This is a genomic window from Haloarcula pelagica (assembly GCF_030127105.1).
GTDB classification, from domain to species: Archaea; Halobacteriota; Halobacteria; order Halobacteriales; family Haloarculaceae; genus Haloarcula; species Haloarcula pelagica.
Genome location: NZ_CP126161.1, coordinates 63,661 through 78,972, shown reverse-complemented (window position 1 = coordinate 78,972; position 15,312 = coordinate 63,661). Strand labels below are relative to the sequence as shown.

Sequence of the window (15,312 nt, the reverse complement as noted above, 5' to 3'; positions counted from 1 at the left end):
AGTGCTGATAAGATACCGTTCGTTCAAACCGGGTTTTAATCGATCGGCGAGGTGCCGACGAACCGACAGAGCGGCGACGGCGACCGGTCCGTGTCAGGCTTCGGGATAGAGGACGTAGGAGTGACGGATGTCGCTGTCGTACAACAGCGTGCCCCTCGGCATCCGGAGCAGTCGCGCCAGGAGGTAGATGTCACCGGCGGCCCCCAGCGTGTTGAAAAGCACCGCGACGAACGCGAACACCGCCACCACCGGGATCGGCACGAAAAACAGTGGAACCAGGAGCGCGTCGAGCACGATCAGCGGCGCGATCCCGACGAGGATCGTGTCGTTCCGGGCCTGGAACTGGTGGAACGCGGCGGCGTAGAACGCGCCCAGTTGCGGGGCCGCGCCGTAGGAGACGCGGTAGCCCTGGAGTCGGAACACGAGCCCGTGGACGAGTTCGTGGAGGACGGTGACGACCACGACGGCGGCGACGAACACGCCGCCGATAGCGATCGGGATGGTCGCTTCGAAGCCCGCGTCGTCCGTGACCGTGACACCGAAGAAGTCGGCCAGTGCGGCGCCCCCCTGGCCGTCCCACAGGAGCGTCCCGAACACGAACAGCGCTGGACCGACCAATAGCAGGATCAGCGCCAACATAATCGGCAGCGAGTAGTGAAACTCCTCCGGGTCGCCGTAGCCGTCGGGCGCGGCCGGCCTCAGCGTCGCGGACGGTTCGTACTGGCTCGTGGGCACGCTCTATCCTACCGATAGGAACGGTATAGCACTAGGTGTAGACACACCTCCATCGGCGGCCGGTAGCTCTCAGGGGTCGATCCGGTCGATCCACAACTGCGGGTCCTCGATCTCGGCGTCGGTCGGGAGGTTGTCCGGTGACTCCCAGACACGTCCCGCCGCCGCGACGCCGCGTGCGTCGGCCACGGTGTCGAAGAAGGCCTTCCCGCGTTCGTACTGCTGGCGTTTCATCCGCATGCCCAGCAGCTCTCTGACCAGTTCGGCGATGGGGCCTCGACCCTGCCGCCTGGCGTCGATCTTCGCTCGCAGGTCGTCGTACTCGTCGTCGAAGGCCCGATCCATCAGGAGTTCCGCGTACCCCTCGACGGCGGTCATCGTCGTGTCGAGTTCGCCCAGCGACTCGCGGTCGAGGCTGCCGCCCGAGAGATTCTGGACGGCCTCTTCCATCGCGTCTTCCATGTGCTGGGAGAGCCACGGCGCGGCGCCGAACTCGGCGGCGTGGGTGACCTCGTGGAAGGCGATCCAGCGGCGGAACCGGTCGCCGTCGACGTTCAGTTGGTCCGCGACCCGGCGGATGTTCGGCCGGACGAAGTACAGCGCGTGCTCGTCGCCGTCGGCCAGCAACAGCGGGTCGTACTGGCCGAGGACGTTGTTGGCCAGGAAGGAGAGGGCAAAAGCCATCGACCCGGTGTTGACGATCCGGGCGATACCGGGGATGTGGTCGGCCTGCTGTTCGATCGGTGCCATCACCCGCTTGAACGTCTCGACGTTGGCGTCGATCCAGTGGTGGCGGTGCTGGATCTCGACGGTCTCCGGGAGGTCGAAGTCGATCTCGCCGACCGCCCGGACCCGGTCGCGTGCGTCCCGCACGTCGGTCGCGTAGCCGGTCCGCTCGGCGTCGGAGACGGTCAGATCGCCCGGCTCGGTCGACTCCTTGGCGGCTTCTGCGACGGCGGCCCAGTCGATCGGACCGTCGCCGGACGCCCCGGCGACGGCACGGACGCTATGATACAGGCCCATACCCGCAAGACGGGGGCGACCGGGATAGGCCTTCTCCCCGGTGGCGTCACTCCTCGGCTTCGACCGACGGCAGTTCGTCGCTACCGCCCAGCAGTTTCTTCGCGGCGACGGCGAGGCCGACGAGGACCGCCAGGCCCACGAGCGCAGCCAGCGGATTCGCGCCCGAGTCGTCCGTCTCGGTCGCCGTCGACTCTTCGTCGGTCTCGCTCTGTCCGCTCCCCGGTGCGTTCGCCGTGAACTCCGACCCGTCGAGGTGGAGTTCGAAGAACGTGATCTTCGTCATACACGAGGAGCTACACGGGCGTGGTTTATCTCTCTTTTCCGGATGATTCATACCGGCGACAGCGCAACGGGTGGCCATGGACGACGACCGACGCGCGTTCCTCGAATCGCTGCTGTCGACGCCGGGCCCCTCGGGCTACGAGACCGACAGTCAGCGGGTCTGGATCGACTACGTCAGTGAGTTCGCGGACGACGTGACCGTCGACGACTACGGCAACGCCGTCGCGACCGTCGAGGGCGGCGAACCCTCGGTGGCCCTGGCCGGCCACGGCGACGAGATCGGGTTCATGGTCCGGGACTTCACCGACGACGGCTTCCTCCGCCTCTCGCGGATCGGCGGGTCGGACAAGACGGTCTCGCGGGGCCAACACGTCACGATCCACAGCGCCGACGGCCCGGTGTCGGGCGTCGTCGGTCAGACGGCGATCCACCTCCGGGAGCAAAACGGGAACGGCGAAGTCCCGGAGATCGCCGAGCAACACGTCGACGTGGGCGCGACTGACGGCGACGAAGCCGAGGAACTGGTCGACCGCGGGGACCCGGTGACGTTCACCCAGACGATCGGTGAACTGGCCAACGGCCGCCTCTCGGCCCGCGGGATGGACAACCGGGTCGGCATCTGGGCCGCCGCAGAAGGGTTGCGGCGAGCGGCCGAGCGCGGCACCGACGTGACGGTCCACGCCGTCTCGACGGTCCAAGAGGAGGTCGGCCTCCAGGGCGCGAAGATGGTCGGGTTCGAGCTGGCACCGGACGCGGTCCTCGCGGCAGATGTCACGCACGCGACCGACTCCCCGGACACGCCGAGCGACCGCTCGACGGGCGTCGACCTGGGGGCGGGACCCGCGGTCTCTCGGGGCAGCGCGAACCACCCCGTCCTCGTCGAGGCGCTCAGAGAGACCGGCGCGGCCGACGACCTCGACATCCAGTTGCAGGCGACCGGCCTCCGAACGGGGACCGACGCCGACGCCTTCTACACCGCCCGCGGGGGTATCCCCTCGGTCAACGTCGGCATCCCGAACCGCTACATGCACACGCCCGTCGAAGTGATCGATCCCGACGACCTCGACGCGGCCGCCGACCTCATGGCTGGCTTCGCCGTTCGTGCCGACGAGTACGCTCCCTTCAGTGTCGAGGTGTAGCGGGGCGCGCAAACGGTACGTTTAAGCGCCCGTCACTATCCTTCCCGAACATGAGTGGTCGACCGTTGGACGTGCTCGAAGCGTCGCTCGGTGAGGAAGTTACCGTACAACTCAAGGGCGGCGAGATCTTCACCGGAGAGCTCTCGGGCTACGATCAGCACATGAACCTCGTGATCGAAGACGAAGACACAACGATTATACGCGGGGATAACGTCGTCTCGATTAACCCATGACTGGCAAGGGAACCCCCTCTCAAGGCAAGAAAAACACCACGACACACACGAAGTGTCGCCGGTGTGGCGAGAAGTCGTATCACGTAAAGAAGAAGGTCTGTTCGTCGTGTGGCTTCGGCAAGTCGGCGAAGCGACGAGACTACGAGTGGCAGTCGAAAGCTGGCGAATAAGGCCCACAATCCATGCACGAGAAGTGCGGCGTTGTCGGCATCTCGCTTCGGGATCGAAACGCCGCCCGTCCCCTCTACTACTCCCTCTATGCCCTCCAGCATCGCGGCCAGGAATCGGCCGGCATCGTCACCCACGACGGCTTCCAGCAACACAGCCACGTCGAGATGGGTCTCGTCGGCGACGCCTTCGGCCCCGGTGACCTCGAATCACTGAACGGCTCGAACGGGATCGGCCACGTCAGGTACCCGACGGCGGGCAGCGTCAACGCCTGCTGTGCACAGCCGTTCTCGGTGTCGTTCAAGTCGGGGTCGCTGGGCCTCTCGCACAACGGCAACCTCGTCAACGCCGACGAGATCGGCGACGAACTGGCCGATCTGGGCCACGCGTTCACCTCCGACGGCGACACCGAAGTCATCGCCCACGACCTCGCACGGAACCTCCTTGAAGAGGACCTGGTGCGCGCGGTCAAGCGGACGATGGAGCGCATCCACGGCTCGTACTCGCTGACGATCATGCACGACGAGACGGTGCTGGGCGTGCGCGATCCGGAAGGGAACCGTCCGCTGTGTATCGGTGAACTGGAGGACGGCTACGTCCTCACCTCCGAGTCGGCCGCCATCGACACGCTGGACGGCGAACTCGTCCGGGACGTTCGCCCGGGCGAACTGGTCGTCCTCCACCCTGACGGCACGGGGTACGACACCTACCAGCTCATCGAGCGCGAGAACACGGCCCACTGCTTCTTCGAGCACGTCTACTTCGCCCGCCCGGACTCGACCATCGACGAGAGCCTGGTCTACGAAGTCCGGCGGGAACTGGGGCGGAAACTCTGGGAGGAGTCGGGCGTCGAGTCCGACGTGGTCCTCCCGGTCCCCGACTCCGGGCGAGCGTTCGCCTCTGGCTACGCCGAGGCCGCGCAAGACGACGGCTCCGACATCGAGTTCGCCGAGGGCCTGATGAAGAACCGCTACGTCGGGCGGACGTTCATCATGCCCACCCAGGACGAGCGCGAGCGGGCCGTCCGGCTGAAACTGAACCCGATCAAGTCGACGATCGAGGGCAAGAAAGTGACCATCATCGACGACTCGATCGTCCGCGGGACCACCTCGACACAGCTCATCGGCCTCCTGCGGGACGCCGGCGCTGAGGAGGTCCACGTCCGGATCGGTGCGCCGCCAATCGTCGCGCCCTGTTACATGGGCATCGACATGGCCTCCCGCGACGAACTCATCGCCGGCGACCAGTCCGTCGAGGAGATCCGCGACGAGATCGAGTCCGATTCGCTGTCCTATCTCTCCATCGACGCCATCGCCGAGACGCTGGAGACGAGCCAGACGGACCTCTGTCTCGGCTGTGTCACCGGGGAATACCCCTACGACATCGAGGGCGAGGAGACGGATCGGGATGTCGTCCGACCGGATATCGGTGGGTCGGCGGCACCTGCCGACGACTAGCGAGGGGCGCGAACATCGTGAGCAGCCCTCGAACGCGAGCGGGGAAAAACTGACCCGCGGGCCCTGAGCCGCCCCGGACCGAGCCAAACCGTTTAGCGGCTGCCACTACACCGCCCACTGTATGCCGAGCCCTGCCTTCATCGAAACCGAGCGGACAGCCCTCCGGCCGCCCGAACGTGAGGACCTCGACTGGATGCAGTCAGTGTTCTGTGACGAGCGGGTGTGGGGGTGGGGAACGTACCCACAGCCGATGACGGGCGAGCAGATGGAGACGTTCTACGAGGACACACTCGCCGACGGGGAGTCGGTCCACCTCCTGATCTGTGTCGACGCGGACACCGACGACCCCGGGCAGGTCCAGCAGCGGACGGACCGGGTCGGCCTGGTCGCCATGACAGACCACGAACCAGAGCAGGGGACGGCCGAACTCGCGTACTGGCTGGACCCGGACGCCTGGAATCAGGGGTTCGCGACGGAGGCGGCCAGCCGCCTGGTCGCGTACGGCTTCGACCAGCGTGGGCTTCGGAAGTGGGCGGCCCGCGTGGTCGGGGGCAACGACCGATCGGTGGCGGTTCTCGAACGACTGGGCTTCACCCGAGAGGGGCAACACCGGAGGGACTGGCGGTTGGACGGCGAGTGGCGCGACACACACTGGTTCGGCCTGCTCCGGGCGGAGTGGGAGTCGTAGTCACCAGAACACGTACAGCATCGCGTAGACGACGATCCCCAGGGAAAACGAGATCAGCCACAGCGTCGCGGCCGCCTTCCCCGCACGCGGGTGGTTCGTCTCGCGTAGTTGCCCGACGGGGTAGCTGGCGGCCAGCAGGAGGACGTAGTAGACAAGCGGGATCGCGAGGATCGCGAGCAGGATGTGTATTCCCAGCACCGGGAAGTAGACGTACGTCTCGACGGCCGCGGGGCCGGTGAAGTCGGTCGGCCCCTCCAAGACGACGCGATAGAGGTACAGCGTGAGGAAGGCCCCGAACAGCCCGAACGTCGTCAGCATCAGTTGCCGGTGTCGGTCGATGTCGCCGCGACGAATCGCACGGATTCCGGCGACGATCGTGACGATCGCGAGCGCACTGATGGCCGCGTTGACGTGGGGGATCGCCGCGACGACTGTCTCCGGGGCACGCGGTAGGAGTCGCTGGGGGATCACACCCCCGACCGCGCCGAACACGAGCGCGAGCGAGACCGCAGTCAGCAGCCCCGTTAGCTTCCCGACGTGGTTCCGTGCCGTGGCCTGCATGGACGGGTCTCGGGAGTGTGGGGGCAAGGGCGTTGCGCTCCAGGGCCGTCGCTATCGAACGGTTCCGGACACGCGGAAGCAGTGGAAAACAGTGCAGTACGAAAACAGCGCAGTAGAAGAATTGAAATAGAGCCGGTCGAGGGAGGGACCTACTGGAAGGTCCGGCCGACCTTGTCCTCTTCCATGTCGGGGGCCGCGGTGTCGAAGCGCTTCTCGATCTCGGCGTAGCGTTCCTTGGTCTCTTCGGTGACGCTCGGGCCGACCTCGTCGAGGGCTGCCTCGAAGTGTTCGGCCGTGACCTTCACGTTCCCGACGGAGTCGCCGATGTCCTCGGGGTCGACGCTGTGGATGAACTCCCTGGTCGCGGCCATCGACGCCTCGCGGGCGACGGCCTCGATGTCGGCACCGACGTAGCCCTCGGTCCGCCGGGCCAGGCGGTCCAGATCCACGTCGTCGGCCAGAGGCTTGTCTCGGGTGTGGACCTCGAAGATCGCGCGCCGCGCGTCTTCGTCGGGCACCGGGACGTGGACGTGGCGGTCCAGCCGTCCGGGCCGCAGCAGGGCGTCGTCGATGAGATCCGGTCGGTTCGTGGTCGCGACGACGACCACGTCCTCCATCTCCTCGATCCCGTCGAGTTCGGTCAGTAACTGGCTGACGACGCGCTCGCCGACGCCGGAGTCGGTCTGACCGCTCCCGCGCTCGGTCGCGATCGAGTCGATCTCGTCGAAGAACACCACCGTCGGGGCGTTCTCGCGGGCCTTGCTGAACACTTCACGGACGCCCTTCTCGGACTCGCCGACGAACTTGTTCAGCAGTTCCGGCCCCTTCACCGAGATGAAGTTCGACTGGGCCTCGTTGGCGACGGCCTTGGCCAGCAGCGTCTTCCCGGTGCCGGGCGGCCCGTACAGGAGGACGCCTTTCGCCGCTTCCAGGTCCATCGACCGGAACACGTCGGGGTACTCCAGGGGCCACTGGATCGTCTCGCGGAGGCGCTCTTTCGTGTCCTCCAGGCCACCGACGGACTCCCAGGTGGTGTCGGGCACCTCGACGAAGACCTCCCGGAGCGCGGAGGGTTCGATCCCCTTCATCGCCTCCTTGAAGTCTTTCTCGGTGATCTCTAAGTGTTCGAGCACCTCGGCGTCGATCTCGTCGGATTCGAGGTCGAGTTCCGGCCGGATGCGACGCAGGGCGTTCATCGCGCCCTCCTTGGTCAGGGACGCGAGGTCGGCACCGACGAAGCCGTGGGTGTTCTCGGCGTAGCCGGCCAGATCGATCTCCTCGGAGAGGGGCATCCCGCGGGTGTGGACCTGCAGGATCTCCTTGCGGCCCTCCTTGTCCGGGACGCCGATCTCGATCTCGCGGTCGAAGCGGCCACCGCGGCGCAGTGCGGGGTCGATAGCGTCGACGCGGTTGGTCGCACCGATGACGATGACCTGCCCGCGCTCTTCGAGCCCGTCCATCAGGCTGAGCAGTTGGGCGACGACGCGGCGTTCCACGTCGCCCTGCGTCTCGCCGCGTTTGGGCGCGATGGAGTCGATCTCGTCGATGAAGACGATCGCCGGCGAGTTCTCCTCGGCCTCCTCGAAGACCTCACGGAGCTGTTCCTCGCTCTCGCCGTAGTACTTCGACATGATCTCCGGGCCGGAGATGGTCGTGAAGTACGCGTCGATCTCGTTGGCGACGGCTTTCGCCATCAGGGTCTTCCCGGTGCCCGGCGGGCCGTGCAGGAGGACGCCCTTCGGCGGCTCGATGCCGAGCTGCTGGAACAGTTCGGGGTGGCGCATCGGCAGTTCGATCATCTCCCGGACCTGTTCGAGTTCGTCGTCGAGGCCACCGATGTCCTCGTAGGTCACGTCCGGGGTCTCGCGACCGGCCTCGCCCTCGGCGCCGCGGATCTGCTCGGCGGGCTTCTCGCTGACCTGGATCTCGGTGGAGTCGGTGACGACGACCGTCCCCGCGGGTTCGGTCTCGGCGATCTTCAGCGGGATCTTCTGGCCGGACATCGAGGAGAGCGGCCCGAGACCGAAGCTCACGGGGACCGTCTGGCCCTGCGTGACGGCCTGCCCGCTGAGGTTGTTCCGGATCATCGGGGCGACGTTGCCACGGACCCGGAGGTTCTGAGGCAGCGCCACGGTGACGCTGGTTGCGGGCTGTACGTCGGCCTTCTCGACGGTCACGCCGTCGTCGATCCCGACGCCGGCCTCCTGACGAAGCTGGCCGTCGATCCGGACGATCCCGTTACCTTCGTCCTCGGGGTAGCCTGGCCACACTCGCGCGACCGCGCGGTTGTTCTGCTGTCCGCTGAGGACGATGTAGTCGCCGTTCTCTAGCTCCATCTCGGCCATCGCGGCTCGGTCGATCGCCGCGAGTCCGCGGCCCGCGTCCTTCTGTTTCAGGGGTTTGACGGTGAGTTTCATCAGTTGTCCTCCTCGCTGGGTGACAGTTCGATAGTGAGGATGCCGTGGTTGATAAACGCTCGTGCGTCCTCGTCGGGCACCTCCAACTCACGTTGCTCGTCACCGGCAACGACGATGACAGTGCCGTCGACCACGTCGACCGAAGCGTCGCCGACAGCACCCACGTCCGCCGCGAGCACGACACTGTCGTCGTACTCGAACCGGCGGAGGGGCGTCTCGTCGAATAGCTGCTGTTCTGTATTCATCCTAACCAAAGGTAAGTTTGATAACTATATAAATCTTTCGCCAGTTCTTCCCCCCACGTGCGGCGATTCGAAAACAAGCGATTGATTGCGGTTCACACTACGCTTGCGACCAGTATGAGTGTGGTGGCAGCGGAGAGGCAAGCAGGAACCGGCGGGCCCGACTCGGCGTCAATCTGCCCAGTAGTACCGCGGGCCGGCGAGGAAAAACAGGAGGGCGATCACCAACACCGCTCGTGGCCCGAAGCGATAGAGCGCGTCGGGAACGAGCACGGCCATCGCGAGCACCACGCCGACCGGCGTGACGTGTCTCGGGCCGGGTTTGGGGTAGTCGAAGGGCGCGATCATGGCGACCGAGAAGACGAGCATCGCGCCGGCCAAGACGACCGGCTGTCGGACCCCGCCGAGGTACGCCGTCGAGAGAACGATCGCACCGAGCGAGTTGGGCATCCCCGGCCGCCCGTCCGCGCTGTCGATGTACGTCTCGTAGAAGGCCGTCCTGACGATGGAGAACACCACGTACGCGGATGCGACGAGCGTGATCGCGAGACCCACCGCGATCCCGGTTTCGGTAATGTCCCCGAAGTATCGGGTGAGGAGGACGTAGACGAAGAGGCTCGGCGTGGCACCGAACGAGACAACGTCGGTGATCGAGTCGAGCAGCGGGCCGACCGCCGACCCCTGGCTTCCCCTGGCGACGATCCCGTCGAGCGCATCCGTGATCACCGAGAGCAAGAGCAGTCGTGCTGCGAGATGGAGGTCGGTGAACGCGACGGCGCCGGCGACGAATCCGACGACGGCGTTGACGAGCGTCACCGTGTCGGCGGCACTGAGTCGTCGAGATACCTCAAAGCCCATAGATGCGTACTCGCCCAGGACCCACATGAAGGGTCCGAAACCGCAGTCACTCCTCGGGGAGGTCGTGTCCGACGAGGAACCGGGAGGCGGTCGCGAGCGTCCCTACGACGAGGAGGTACAGTTGCCAGCCCCCGCGTGCGACCGGGAAGATCCGGTCGACGGGACCGTCCGCCGTCCCCGACGGGTCCGGATCGACCGCAGTGTCCATCTGGATCTCGCTGCTGTTCCCCATCGCGTTGGGCGTCGGCAGCCCGCCGCCACCGGAACCGCCGCTTCCCCCACCGGACCCCCCGCTCGTGCCCGTCTCGACGAAGGTCTGGACGATCCCCCGCTGGGTAGACAGTTCGAGCCGTCCCCTGAACTGATAGAACTGGTCGTGGATCGGCCAGAGGAGGTTCGCGCCACCGCTGACAGCGTCGAACAGGACGTGTCCGACCGCGTAGACGAACACACAGAACCACGCCACTCTGACCCCGTAGGCCCCAGCGGGCTCGGATCAGCGATTCTTCCCGGACGTGTAGGTCGATCACGAGGAGAGCGGCCAGCATCGCGGGGATGACGAGGTTCGTCAGTGCCGCCCGGTGACCGACCTCCGAGAACAGTGCGATGAACGAGTCGATATCGGGGAACGTGACCACGGCCAGCGCGAGCAACAACGAGCGCCTGTCGAACGCCGCGCCCAGCAGTGTCGCGGCCAGGAGCCCGACGAACGCGTAGTGAACCACCAACGACGGCATGCGTGACCATTACACACGGACACGATGAGCCTTGCGGTGGCGAAAGAGATATAACCCGACACATGGAGGTTGCTCCCAAGGACAGTTCAATGCCATCGATGGGTGGGGATAACCGGGTGGGAACCGGACGACGTGAGGGGAACGGACGGTGAGCAGTAACGACGACATCCACGCTGCATCGGGAGGGGTTTACGGCTCGATCGCGGCACGCAAGCACTGGTCTCCGTGTCGACCATGCAGTCGCCGATCAGTGAACTCCCGCCCGTCGCGTACGACAACCTCTTGGTGGTCTCGGCGTCGGCACCCAGCGAGATCGCAGAGACGCTTTCGACCGCCGGTGCGGAGCTTTCCGCTGTCGCCCAGGTTCCGATCTCCGGCTCCGAGACCGACTACGACGGTGCGATGTGGGTCTGTGATCCGCTCGTTCCCGACGACCTGACCGGGCTGAGTATGCGGCTGTCACGGGCGTTCGAGGCCCTCGACGACGGGCTGGGGTGGGTCGTGTTCGACAGCCTCAACGTGTTCCTGCTGTACGCCGACGAAGCGCGCGTCGCCCGGTTCCTCGATCACACGACGACACAGGCCCGGGAACACGGGCTGTGTGGCGTGTACGGGCTGGTCCGTGACGCGGTCGACGACTCGACGTACGCCCGACTGCGGCGGTGTACCGACACCGAGCTCGACCTCCGCTGACGCCTGGCGCTACGTGTCGGCGACGGCGATCGCGTGCCGCCTGAGTCCGACGTTCATCTGTTCGAATCCGCGGCGGAGCCGTCTCGCCAGCCGATCGACCACTCGGGCGGTGAGGGGACCGCTGATCTCTTCGTACTGCGTAAACCGCGTTCCGGTCCCGCCATCGAGCGGTTCCAGCAGGAACGCGTGCTCGGCGGTGACACCCAGTAGTCCGGAGCGCCAGCGCAGTTCGCGTCCGGGGTCGACCGCCAGAATCTCCGGACTGAACGACACTGTCGGGAGGCCGGGGACCGAGAGCCGTGCGTCGACCGTCGCTCCCGGAGCGAGTTCCCCCTCGATCCGCAACAGCGTGTTCCATCGGGGATACGCCTCGACATCGGTCAGGACGTTCCAGACAGTCTCCGGTGGGACTGGGATGTCGACCGAGGCCGAGAGCTCCCGCATCGGACATCCGTACGGCCCCGACGAGGAAAAGCGCGTGGGTACCCGCGCGAGAGACGGACCTATGCCGGTCGAGTCCCTACGGCCGGCTATGGCATCGTTCGCTTCCGTGCTGATCTACGACGGCGAATGCCCGTACTGTTCCGTGGCCGCGCGCGCCCTGGAAGAACTCGACGACGTGGGGGCGATCTCGTGGTACGACGAGCCGGCACAGCGCTTTCTCGACGCCCAGTTCGGGGCGACGCCGTTCGCGATGGTCCTGGTCGACACCGACGAGGGCACGGTGTACGCCGACCGGGCCGCCGCGGAGGAACTGGCTGACCGAGCCGGGATGCCCGGAATCGTCGGGTCGCTGGTCCGGGACAACTACGAGACCATCGCCCGCGTGGTCGGACTGGCGAGCGGTCGCGGGCGCGACCCCGACGACTACCACGACACGTACGACCTCACGGACGCGGCCGCCGGGGCCTATTCCGCTCTGGCGGACGCTGCTGTCCACCGCGATATCACTGCCACCGGGTGACTCCCGTCGTTCAGGCGTCCGACGGCCGTCTGCCACGCTCCCGGCGCCGCAAAGAACATTTAAGGGGTGGCCGGACAAGTCCCTGCGTATGGACCCGGAGACTGTACCACAGGAGATCACGACGCTCGTCGGGCGGGAAGTCTACTCGAAAAACGGTGTGTTCGTCGGCGAAGTCGAGGACATCCGTCTCGATCTGGACCGCCAGTCGGTGACGGGCCTGGCACTCCACCAGCTCAACACCGAACTGTTCGGCGAACAGGCCCGAAGTTCCCGCGGTGTCATCATCCCGTACCGCTGGGTTCAGGCGGTCGGCGACGTGGTCATCGTCAACGATGTCGTCGAGCGGCTTCAGGCGGCCGACTCCGACAGCGACAGTGAAGAAGTCGCAGCCTAGTTCCCGTTCCCGCCTTCGCTGCTCGAACTGTCGACACCCATCGCCTCGAACAGCTTCCGTTTGACTGCCTCTTCTGTCAGTTCCAGCAGCGTGTCCCGGTTGTCGTCGTTGGTCTCCAGCCCGGTGAAGATCCCGAGCGGGATCTCGACGCTGGCGTCGGTGGAGTGACCCGCTGTCTCACCCATCCCGCCGAAGGCGTCCGAGAGCACCTTCCCGATGTTCATGCGGATGTCCTTGGAGCGTGCGGCCAAGTAGATCGTGTCGTCGGCGATGGCAAACACCGCTGTCGTCGTGATCCCTTCGAGGTTCAGGAGGTGCTGGGCCGCCTGCGCGAGCGCGTCACGGTCCCGGATGAACCCGGCATTCGAGACGAGGTGGCTCCCCTGGACCTCCCGGTTCCGGATCGCCTCGGCCAGGACATCGAGCGTCTCCGGTGACATCGACGGCGACTCGACCTGTTCGAGCGTGTCGTGGTCGGCGAACGGGTAGAGATACGCCGCGGCGGTCAGATCGGCAGGCGTCGTGTCCCGCTTGAAATCCAGCGTCTCGGCTCGAATCCCGTAGAGCAGCGCCGTCGCGACGGTCTGATCCAGCGTGAGGTCCAGTTCCTGGATGTACTTGGTGAGGATCGTCGAGGTCGCGGAGACGTTCGGTCGGATGTCCGAGAACGCGGCGTCGTGTTCGTACTCGTGTTCGTGTTCGTAGTGGTCGATCACGATGTCGACCGACTCGACGATGGGCTCGCCGCCCTTCGCGACATCGACCAGCGCGAGCGTGTCGTAGTCGTCGAGGTCGACCGAGTCCTGTGACTCCAGATCGATGCCCAGCAGGTTGACGAACGCGCGGTTCTCCTGGTGACCGATCTCGCCCTCGTAGATGATATCCGCATCGATGTCACGACTCGCGGCGATGGCCCGAAGCGCCGCCGCGGAGGCGATCGAGTCCGGGTCCGGCGAGCGGTGGATGAGGATCGCCATCCGCTCTTCGGTCCCGTCGATGACATCGCCAAGCTGTGTCGCCTTGTACTCCAGTTCGCCGGTTTCGAGCGCCCGAAGCGCCGAGTCCGCGATGACCGCCGACGGGTTGATGACTACGTCGGCACCCAGTTCCGTCAGCTCGTCGGCCGAGACCGGATCGTCGGCCCGCGCGACGATGAACTGGTCGCCGTCGGCGGCTCGGATGTTCTCGACCGCCTTTGCGTTCGCGGTGACATCCGGCGACATGATGAGGACGACATCCCGGTCGCTGACCATCCCGACGACATCTTCCTCGACGATATCTGCCTGCTGTGCGTTGAGATCCTGGTCGCGCAGCGCCTCCACGCGACCGTCGTCGGCATCGAGGATGAGCACGTCTTTGCCCTCGTTGACGAGTTCTTCGGCCACTGCATGCCCCACGCTCCCACACCCCAAGATAGCGTACGTGGACATGGAGGCCATCGTGATGCCGCTGGCTGCACTCATAAGTGTCTGTATCGCTTGGCGGCCAGCCCCTTTAATCACGTCCATTCGTCCCCTCGGAGGGCCCACAGTACCGTGGGAACGCCAGACACGAGCCCCGCGAATGAAAACCTATTTGAGCAGGCCGCCCACAGAATCAGTTGTACTGGGCCGGTAGCTCAGTCTGGCAGAGCGACGGCCTCTTAAGCCGTCGGTCGAGGGTTCAAATCCCTTCCGGCCCGTTGTATTCTGACGACGAACGGACGTGAGGAGTCGAATCTACGTCGAGGAAGGGACTTGAACCCGGAGAGTCGCAGCGTCCGAACGGAGTGAGGGCGACCGTCTCCACACGGTTCAAATCCCTTCCGGCCCGCTTTTGCTGCGAACCGATCGTGAGCAGCTATCGCTGTGAGAAGGGATTCGAAGCAGCGATGCGTGTGCAGTGAAACGAGCACGTCCGACAGTGGTTCCCTTCCAGCCAGGTCCGGTGAACGGTATGCGGGCGCCCCGTGTGGCCTGGTCTCCCGTCCCGCACCCGAAGAGATTTACAACTCACGGGAGGTTGTGTACGTATGGCCCTCCCTCTGTTGCAGATGCCGGGCGGTACAGAGATCATCGTACTGTTGCTGTTCCTGGTCATCTCCATCGTCGGGCTGGCGATCCTCATCGGCGCGACGTACTGGGTGTATCGGGACGCACAGAGCCGCGGAAACGACAACGCGGCGCTCTGGGCGGTGCTGACGGCGCTCGGGTTCTTCGTCGGTCTGATCCCGGGCGTCGGCGTCGTCGTGGTGTACTTGCTCGTCCGTGAGTAGCTCAGGTCAGGTCCTTTCGCATCTCGACGTGTGGGATGCCCGCCTCCTCGAACTCGTCGCCGACGGACTCGTAGCCCAACTCGGCGTAGAACCCCTCGACACGGCGCTGGCCGTGGAGGACGGCTTCGGTAGCGCCGTCCTCGCTGGCGGCCGATTCGGCCGCCTCCATGATCCGTGCTCCCAGTCCGGTCCCGCGGTGGGAGGCGAGGACCGCGACACGCTCGATCTTGACCGTCTCGTCGTCGACGAGTCGGTACCGGGCCGTTGCGACTGGTTCGTCCTGATCGGCGAGCACGAGATGTGTCGCCTCGCCGTCCTTGTCGTCCATCTCTTCGGCTTCGGAGACGCCCTGTTCCTCGATGAAGACCGTCCGTCGGACGGTTCTGGCGCTGTCGCCCAGTGCCTCGTCGTCGCCGACGTGGAGGGTGTAGGAGGTCACAGGGGCCTGTTCGGCGCTGGGGCTGGAGTAT

General features: G+C 65.8%; 20 protein-coding genes and 1 tRNA gene. 10 read left to right on the top strand and 11 right to left on the bottom strand.

Going from position 1 to position 15,312, the window contains the following annotated elements:
• Positions 1-93: 93 nt before the first annotated feature.
• The 3 genes from P1L40_RS00475 to P1L40_RS00465 form a co-directional block, all read right to left on the bottom strand.
• Entirely contained in the window at positions 94-735 is a 642-nt protein-coding gene (locus tag P1L40_RS00475) for a DUF3267 domain-containing protein (RefSeq protein WP_284009311.1), read from the bottom strand.
• A 69-nt stretch (positions 736-804) separates the two neighbouring features.
• Entirely contained in the window at positions 805-1,755 is a 951-nt protein-coding gene (locus tag P1L40_RS00470; RefSeq protein ID WP_284009310.1) for a zinc-dependent metalloprotease, read from the bottom strand.
• Between the two features lie 46 nt (positions 1,756-1,801).
• Complete coding sequence (locus P1L40_RS00465) at positions 1,802-2,038, bottom strand: hypothetical protein (RefSeq protein WP_284009234.1); 237 nt, start codon at positions 2,036-2,038, stop codon at positions 1,802-1,804.
• 76 nt (positions 2,039-2,114) lie between these two features.
• Here P1L40_RS00465 and P1L40_RS00460 point away from each other — a divergent pair, with 76 nt between their 5' ends.
• The 5 genes from P1L40_RS00460 to P1L40_RS00440 all read left to right on the top strand — a co-directional run bounded on the left by P1L40_RS00460 (position 2,115) and on the right by P1L40_RS00440 (position 5,722).
• Positions 2,115-3,176, top strand: a complete 1,062-nt coding sequence (locus tag P1L40_RS00460; protein ID WP_284009232.1) for a M20/M25/M40 family metallo-hydrolase — start codon at positions 2,115-2,117, stop codon at positions 3,174-3,176.
• 50 nt (positions 3,177-3,226) lie between these two features.
• Positions 3,227-3,409, top strand: coding sequence for an LSM domain-containing protein (locus P1L40_RS00455; protein ID WP_276221253.1), 183 nt, complete (start codon positions 3,227-3,229; stop codon positions 3,407-3,409).
• On the top strand, positions 3,406-3,579 hold the full coding sequence (locus P1L40_RS00450) for a 50S ribosomal protein L37e (RefSeq protein WP_284009229.1): 174 nt from the start codon (positions 3,406-3,408) through the stop codon (positions 3,577-3,579). Before P1L40_RS00455 ends, P1L40_RS00450 begins: the two co-directional genes overlap by 4 nt.
• Before the next feature lie 12 nt (positions 3,580-3,591).
• On the top strand, positions 3,592-5,034 hold the full coding sequence (gene purF, locus P1L40_RS00445; protein ID WP_284009309.1) for an amidophosphoribosyltransferase: 1,443 nt from the start codon (positions 3,592-3,594) through the stop codon (positions 5,032-5,034).
• Between the two features lie 121 nt (positions 5,035-5,155).
• Positions 5,156-5,722, top strand: a complete 567-nt coding sequence (locus P1L40_RS00440; protein ID WP_284009225.1) for a GNAT family N-acetyltransferase — start codon at positions 5,156-5,158, stop codon at positions 5,720-5,722.
• Here P1L40_RS00440 and P1L40_RS00435 read toward each other — a convergent pair whose 3' ends face one another.
• The 5 genes from P1L40_RS00435 to P1L40_RS00415 form a co-directional block, all read right to left on the bottom strand.
• A complete protein-coding gene (locus P1L40_RS00435; protein ID WP_284009223.1) occupies positions 5,723-6,283 on the bottom strand; it encodes a DUF420 domain-containing protein in 561 nt (186 codons plus the stop codon).
• A 149-nt stretch (positions 6,284-6,432) separates the two neighbouring features.
• Positions 6,433-8,700 carry a CDC48 family AAA ATPase gene (locus tag P1L40_RS00430; RefSeq protein WP_284009308.1) on the bottom strand — a complete coding sequence of 756 codons (2,268 nt, stop codon included), beginning with the start codon at positions 8,698-8,700 and terminating at the stop codon, positions 6,433-6,435.
• Positions 8,700-8,945, bottom strand: coding sequence for a DUF7127 family protein (locus P1L40_RS00425; RefSeq protein WP_284009221.1), 246 nt, complete (start codon positions 8,943-8,945; stop codon positions 8,700-8,702). The genes P1L40_RS00430 and P1L40_RS00425 overlap by 1 nt, the downstream gene beginning before the upstream one ends.
• 168 nt (positions 8,946-9,113) lie before the next feature.
• Positions 9,114-9,800: a protein sorting system archaetidylserine synthase gene (locus P1L40_RS00420; protein ID WP_284009306.1), complete on the bottom strand. Its 687-nt coding sequence runs from the start codon at positions 9,798-9,800 to the stop codon at positions 9,114-9,116.
• A gap of 46 nt (positions 9,801-9,846) precedes the next feature.
• Positions 9,847-10,251 (bottom strand): hypothetical protein, encoded by a 405-nt coding sequence (locus P1L40_RS00415; protein WP_336402177.1) that lies wholly within the window; start codon positions 10,249-10,251, stop codon positions 9,847-9,849.
• 520 nt (positions 10,252-10,771) lie between these two features.
• Here P1L40_RS00415 and P1L40_RS00410 point away from each other — a divergent pair.
• Positions 10,772-11,230 carry a DUF7504 family protein gene (locus P1L40_RS00410; RefSeq protein ID WP_284009304.1) on the top strand — a complete coding sequence of 153 codons (459 nt, stop codon included), beginning with the start codon at positions 10,772-10,774 and terminating at the stop codon, positions 11,228-11,230.
• Positions 11,231-11,239: 9 nt separating this feature from the next.
• Here the strand turns inward: P1L40_RS00410 and P1L40_RS00405 are convergent, their stop codons facing one another.
• Positions 11,240-11,674: an SRPBCC family protein gene (locus P1L40_RS00405; RefSeq protein WP_284009216.1), complete on the bottom strand. Its 435-nt coding sequence runs from the start codon at positions 11,672-11,674 to the stop codon at positions 11,240-11,242.
• Positions 11,675-11,762: 88 nt separating this feature from the next.
• Between P1L40_RS00405 and P1L40_RS00400 the strand changes: the two genes are divergently transcribed.
• Entirely contained in the window at positions 11,763-12,194 is a 432-nt protein-coding gene (locus P1L40_RS00400) for a DCC1-like thiol-disulfide oxidoreductase family protein (RefSeq protein WP_284009214.1), read from the top strand.
• 88 nt (positions 12,195-12,282) lie between these two features.
• Entirely contained in the window at positions 12,283-12,588 is a 306-nt protein-coding gene (locus tag P1L40_RS00395) for a PRC-barrel domain-containing protein (RefSeq protein WP_284009213.1), read from the top strand.
• Here P1L40_RS00395 and P1L40_RS00390 read toward each other — a convergent pair.
• Complete coding sequence (locus tag P1L40_RS00390) at positions 12,585-14,051, bottom strand: DHH family phosphoesterase (protein ID WP_284009303.1); 1,467 nt, start codon at positions 14,049-14,051, stop codon at positions 12,585-12,587. The two genes, P1L40_RS00395 and P1L40_RS00390, sit on opposite strands and share 4 nt — an antisense overlap.
• A gap of 144 nt (positions 14,052-14,195) precedes the next feature.
• Here P1L40_RS00390 and P1L40_RS00385 point away from each other — a divergent pair.
• Together P1L40_RS00385 and P1L40_RS00380 are read left to right on the top strand one after the other, a co-directional pair.
• A tRNA-Lys gene (locus P1L40_RS00385) sits at positions 14,196-14,269 on the top strand.
• A gap of 330 nt (positions 14,270-14,599) precedes the next feature.
• On the top strand, positions 14,600-14,842 hold the full coding sequence (locus P1L40_RS00380; RefSeq protein WP_284009209.1) for a hypothetical protein: 243 nt from the start codon (positions 14,600-14,602) through the stop codon (positions 14,840-14,842).
• A 1-nt stretch (position 14,843) separates the two neighbouring features.
• Here the strand turns inward: P1L40_RS00380 and P1L40_RS00375 are convergent, their stop codons facing one another.
• Positions 14,844-15,281 carry a GNAT family N-acetyltransferase gene (locus P1L40_RS00375; RefSeq protein ID WP_284009208.1) on the bottom strand — a complete coding sequence of 146 codons (438 nt, stop codon included), beginning with the start codon at positions 15,279-15,281 and terminating at the stop codon, positions 14,844-14,846.
• Positions 15,282-15,312: the final 31 nt, after the last annotated feature.

Excerpts from the sequence above, each read along its gene's own strand:
- P1L40_RS00470 (WP_284009310.1), bottom strand. The coding sequence starts at position 1,755 with ATGGGCCTGTATCATAGCGTCCGTGCCGTCGCCGGGGCGTCCGGCGAC.
- P1L40_RS00465 (WP_284009234.1), bottom strand. The coding sequence starts at position 2,038 with ATGACGAAGATCACGTTCTTCGAACTCCACCTCGACGGGTCGGAGTTC.
- P1L40_RS00460 (WP_284009232.1), top strand. The coding sequence starts at position 2,115 with ATGGACGACGACCGACGCGCGTTCCTCGAATCGCTGCTGTCGACGCCG.
- P1L40_RS00455 (WP_276221253.1), top strand. The coding sequence starts at position 3,227 with ATGAGTGGTCGACCGTTGGACGTGCTCGAAGCGTCGCTCGGTGAGGAA.
- P1L40_RS00450 (WP_284009229.1), top strand. The coding sequence starts at position 3,406 with ATGACTGGCAAGGGAACCCCCTCTCAAGGCAAGAAAAACACCACGACA.
- purF (WP_284009309.1), top strand. The coding sequence starts at position 3,592 with ATGCACGAGAAGTGCGGCGTTGTCGGCATCTCGCTTCGGGATCGAAAC.
- P1L40_RS00440 (WP_284009225.1), top strand. The coding sequence starts at position 5,156 with ATGCCGAGCCCTGCCTTCATCGAAACCGAGCGGACAGCCCTCCGGCCG.
- P1L40_RS00435 (WP_284009223.1), bottom strand. The coding sequence starts at position 6,283 with ATGCAGGCCACGGCACGGAACCACGTCGGGAAGCTAACGGGGCTGCTG.
- P1L40_RS00430 (WP_284009308.1), bottom strand. The coding sequence starts at position 8,700 with ATGAAACTCACCGTCAAACCCCTGAAACAGAAGGACGCGGGCCGCGGA.
- P1L40_RS00425 (WP_284009221.1), bottom strand. The coding sequence starts at position 8,945 with ATGAATACAGAACAGCAGCTATTCGACGAGACGCCCCTCCGCCGGTTC.
- P1L40_RS00420 (WP_284009306.1), bottom strand. The coding sequence starts at position 9,800 with ATGGGCTTTGAGGTATCTCGACGACTCAGTGCCGCCGACACGGTGACG.
- P1L40_RS00410 (WP_284009304.1), top strand. The coding sequence starts at position 10,772 with ATGCAGTCGCCGATCAGTGAACTCCCGCCCGTCGCGTACGACAACCTC.
- P1L40_RS00405 (WP_284009216.1), bottom strand. The coding sequence starts at position 11,674 with ATGCGGGAGCTCTCGGCCTCGGTCGACATCCCAGTCCCACCGGAGACT.
- P1L40_RS00400 (WP_284009214.1), top strand. The coding sequence starts at position 11,763 with ATGGCATCGTTCGCTTCCGTGCTGATCTACGACGGCGAATGCCCGTAC.
- P1L40_RS00395 (WP_284009213.1), top strand. The coding sequence starts at position 12,283 with ATGGACCCGGAGACTGTACCACAGGAGATCACGACGCTCGTCGGGCGG.
- P1L40_RS00390 (WP_284009303.1), bottom strand. The coding sequence starts at position 14,051 with ATGAGTGCAGCCAGCGGCATCACGATGGCCTCCATGTCCACGTACGCT.
- P1L40_RS00380 (WP_284009209.1), top strand. The coding sequence starts at position 14,600 with ATGGCCCTCCCTCTGTTGCAGATGCCGGGCGGTACAGAGATCATCGTA.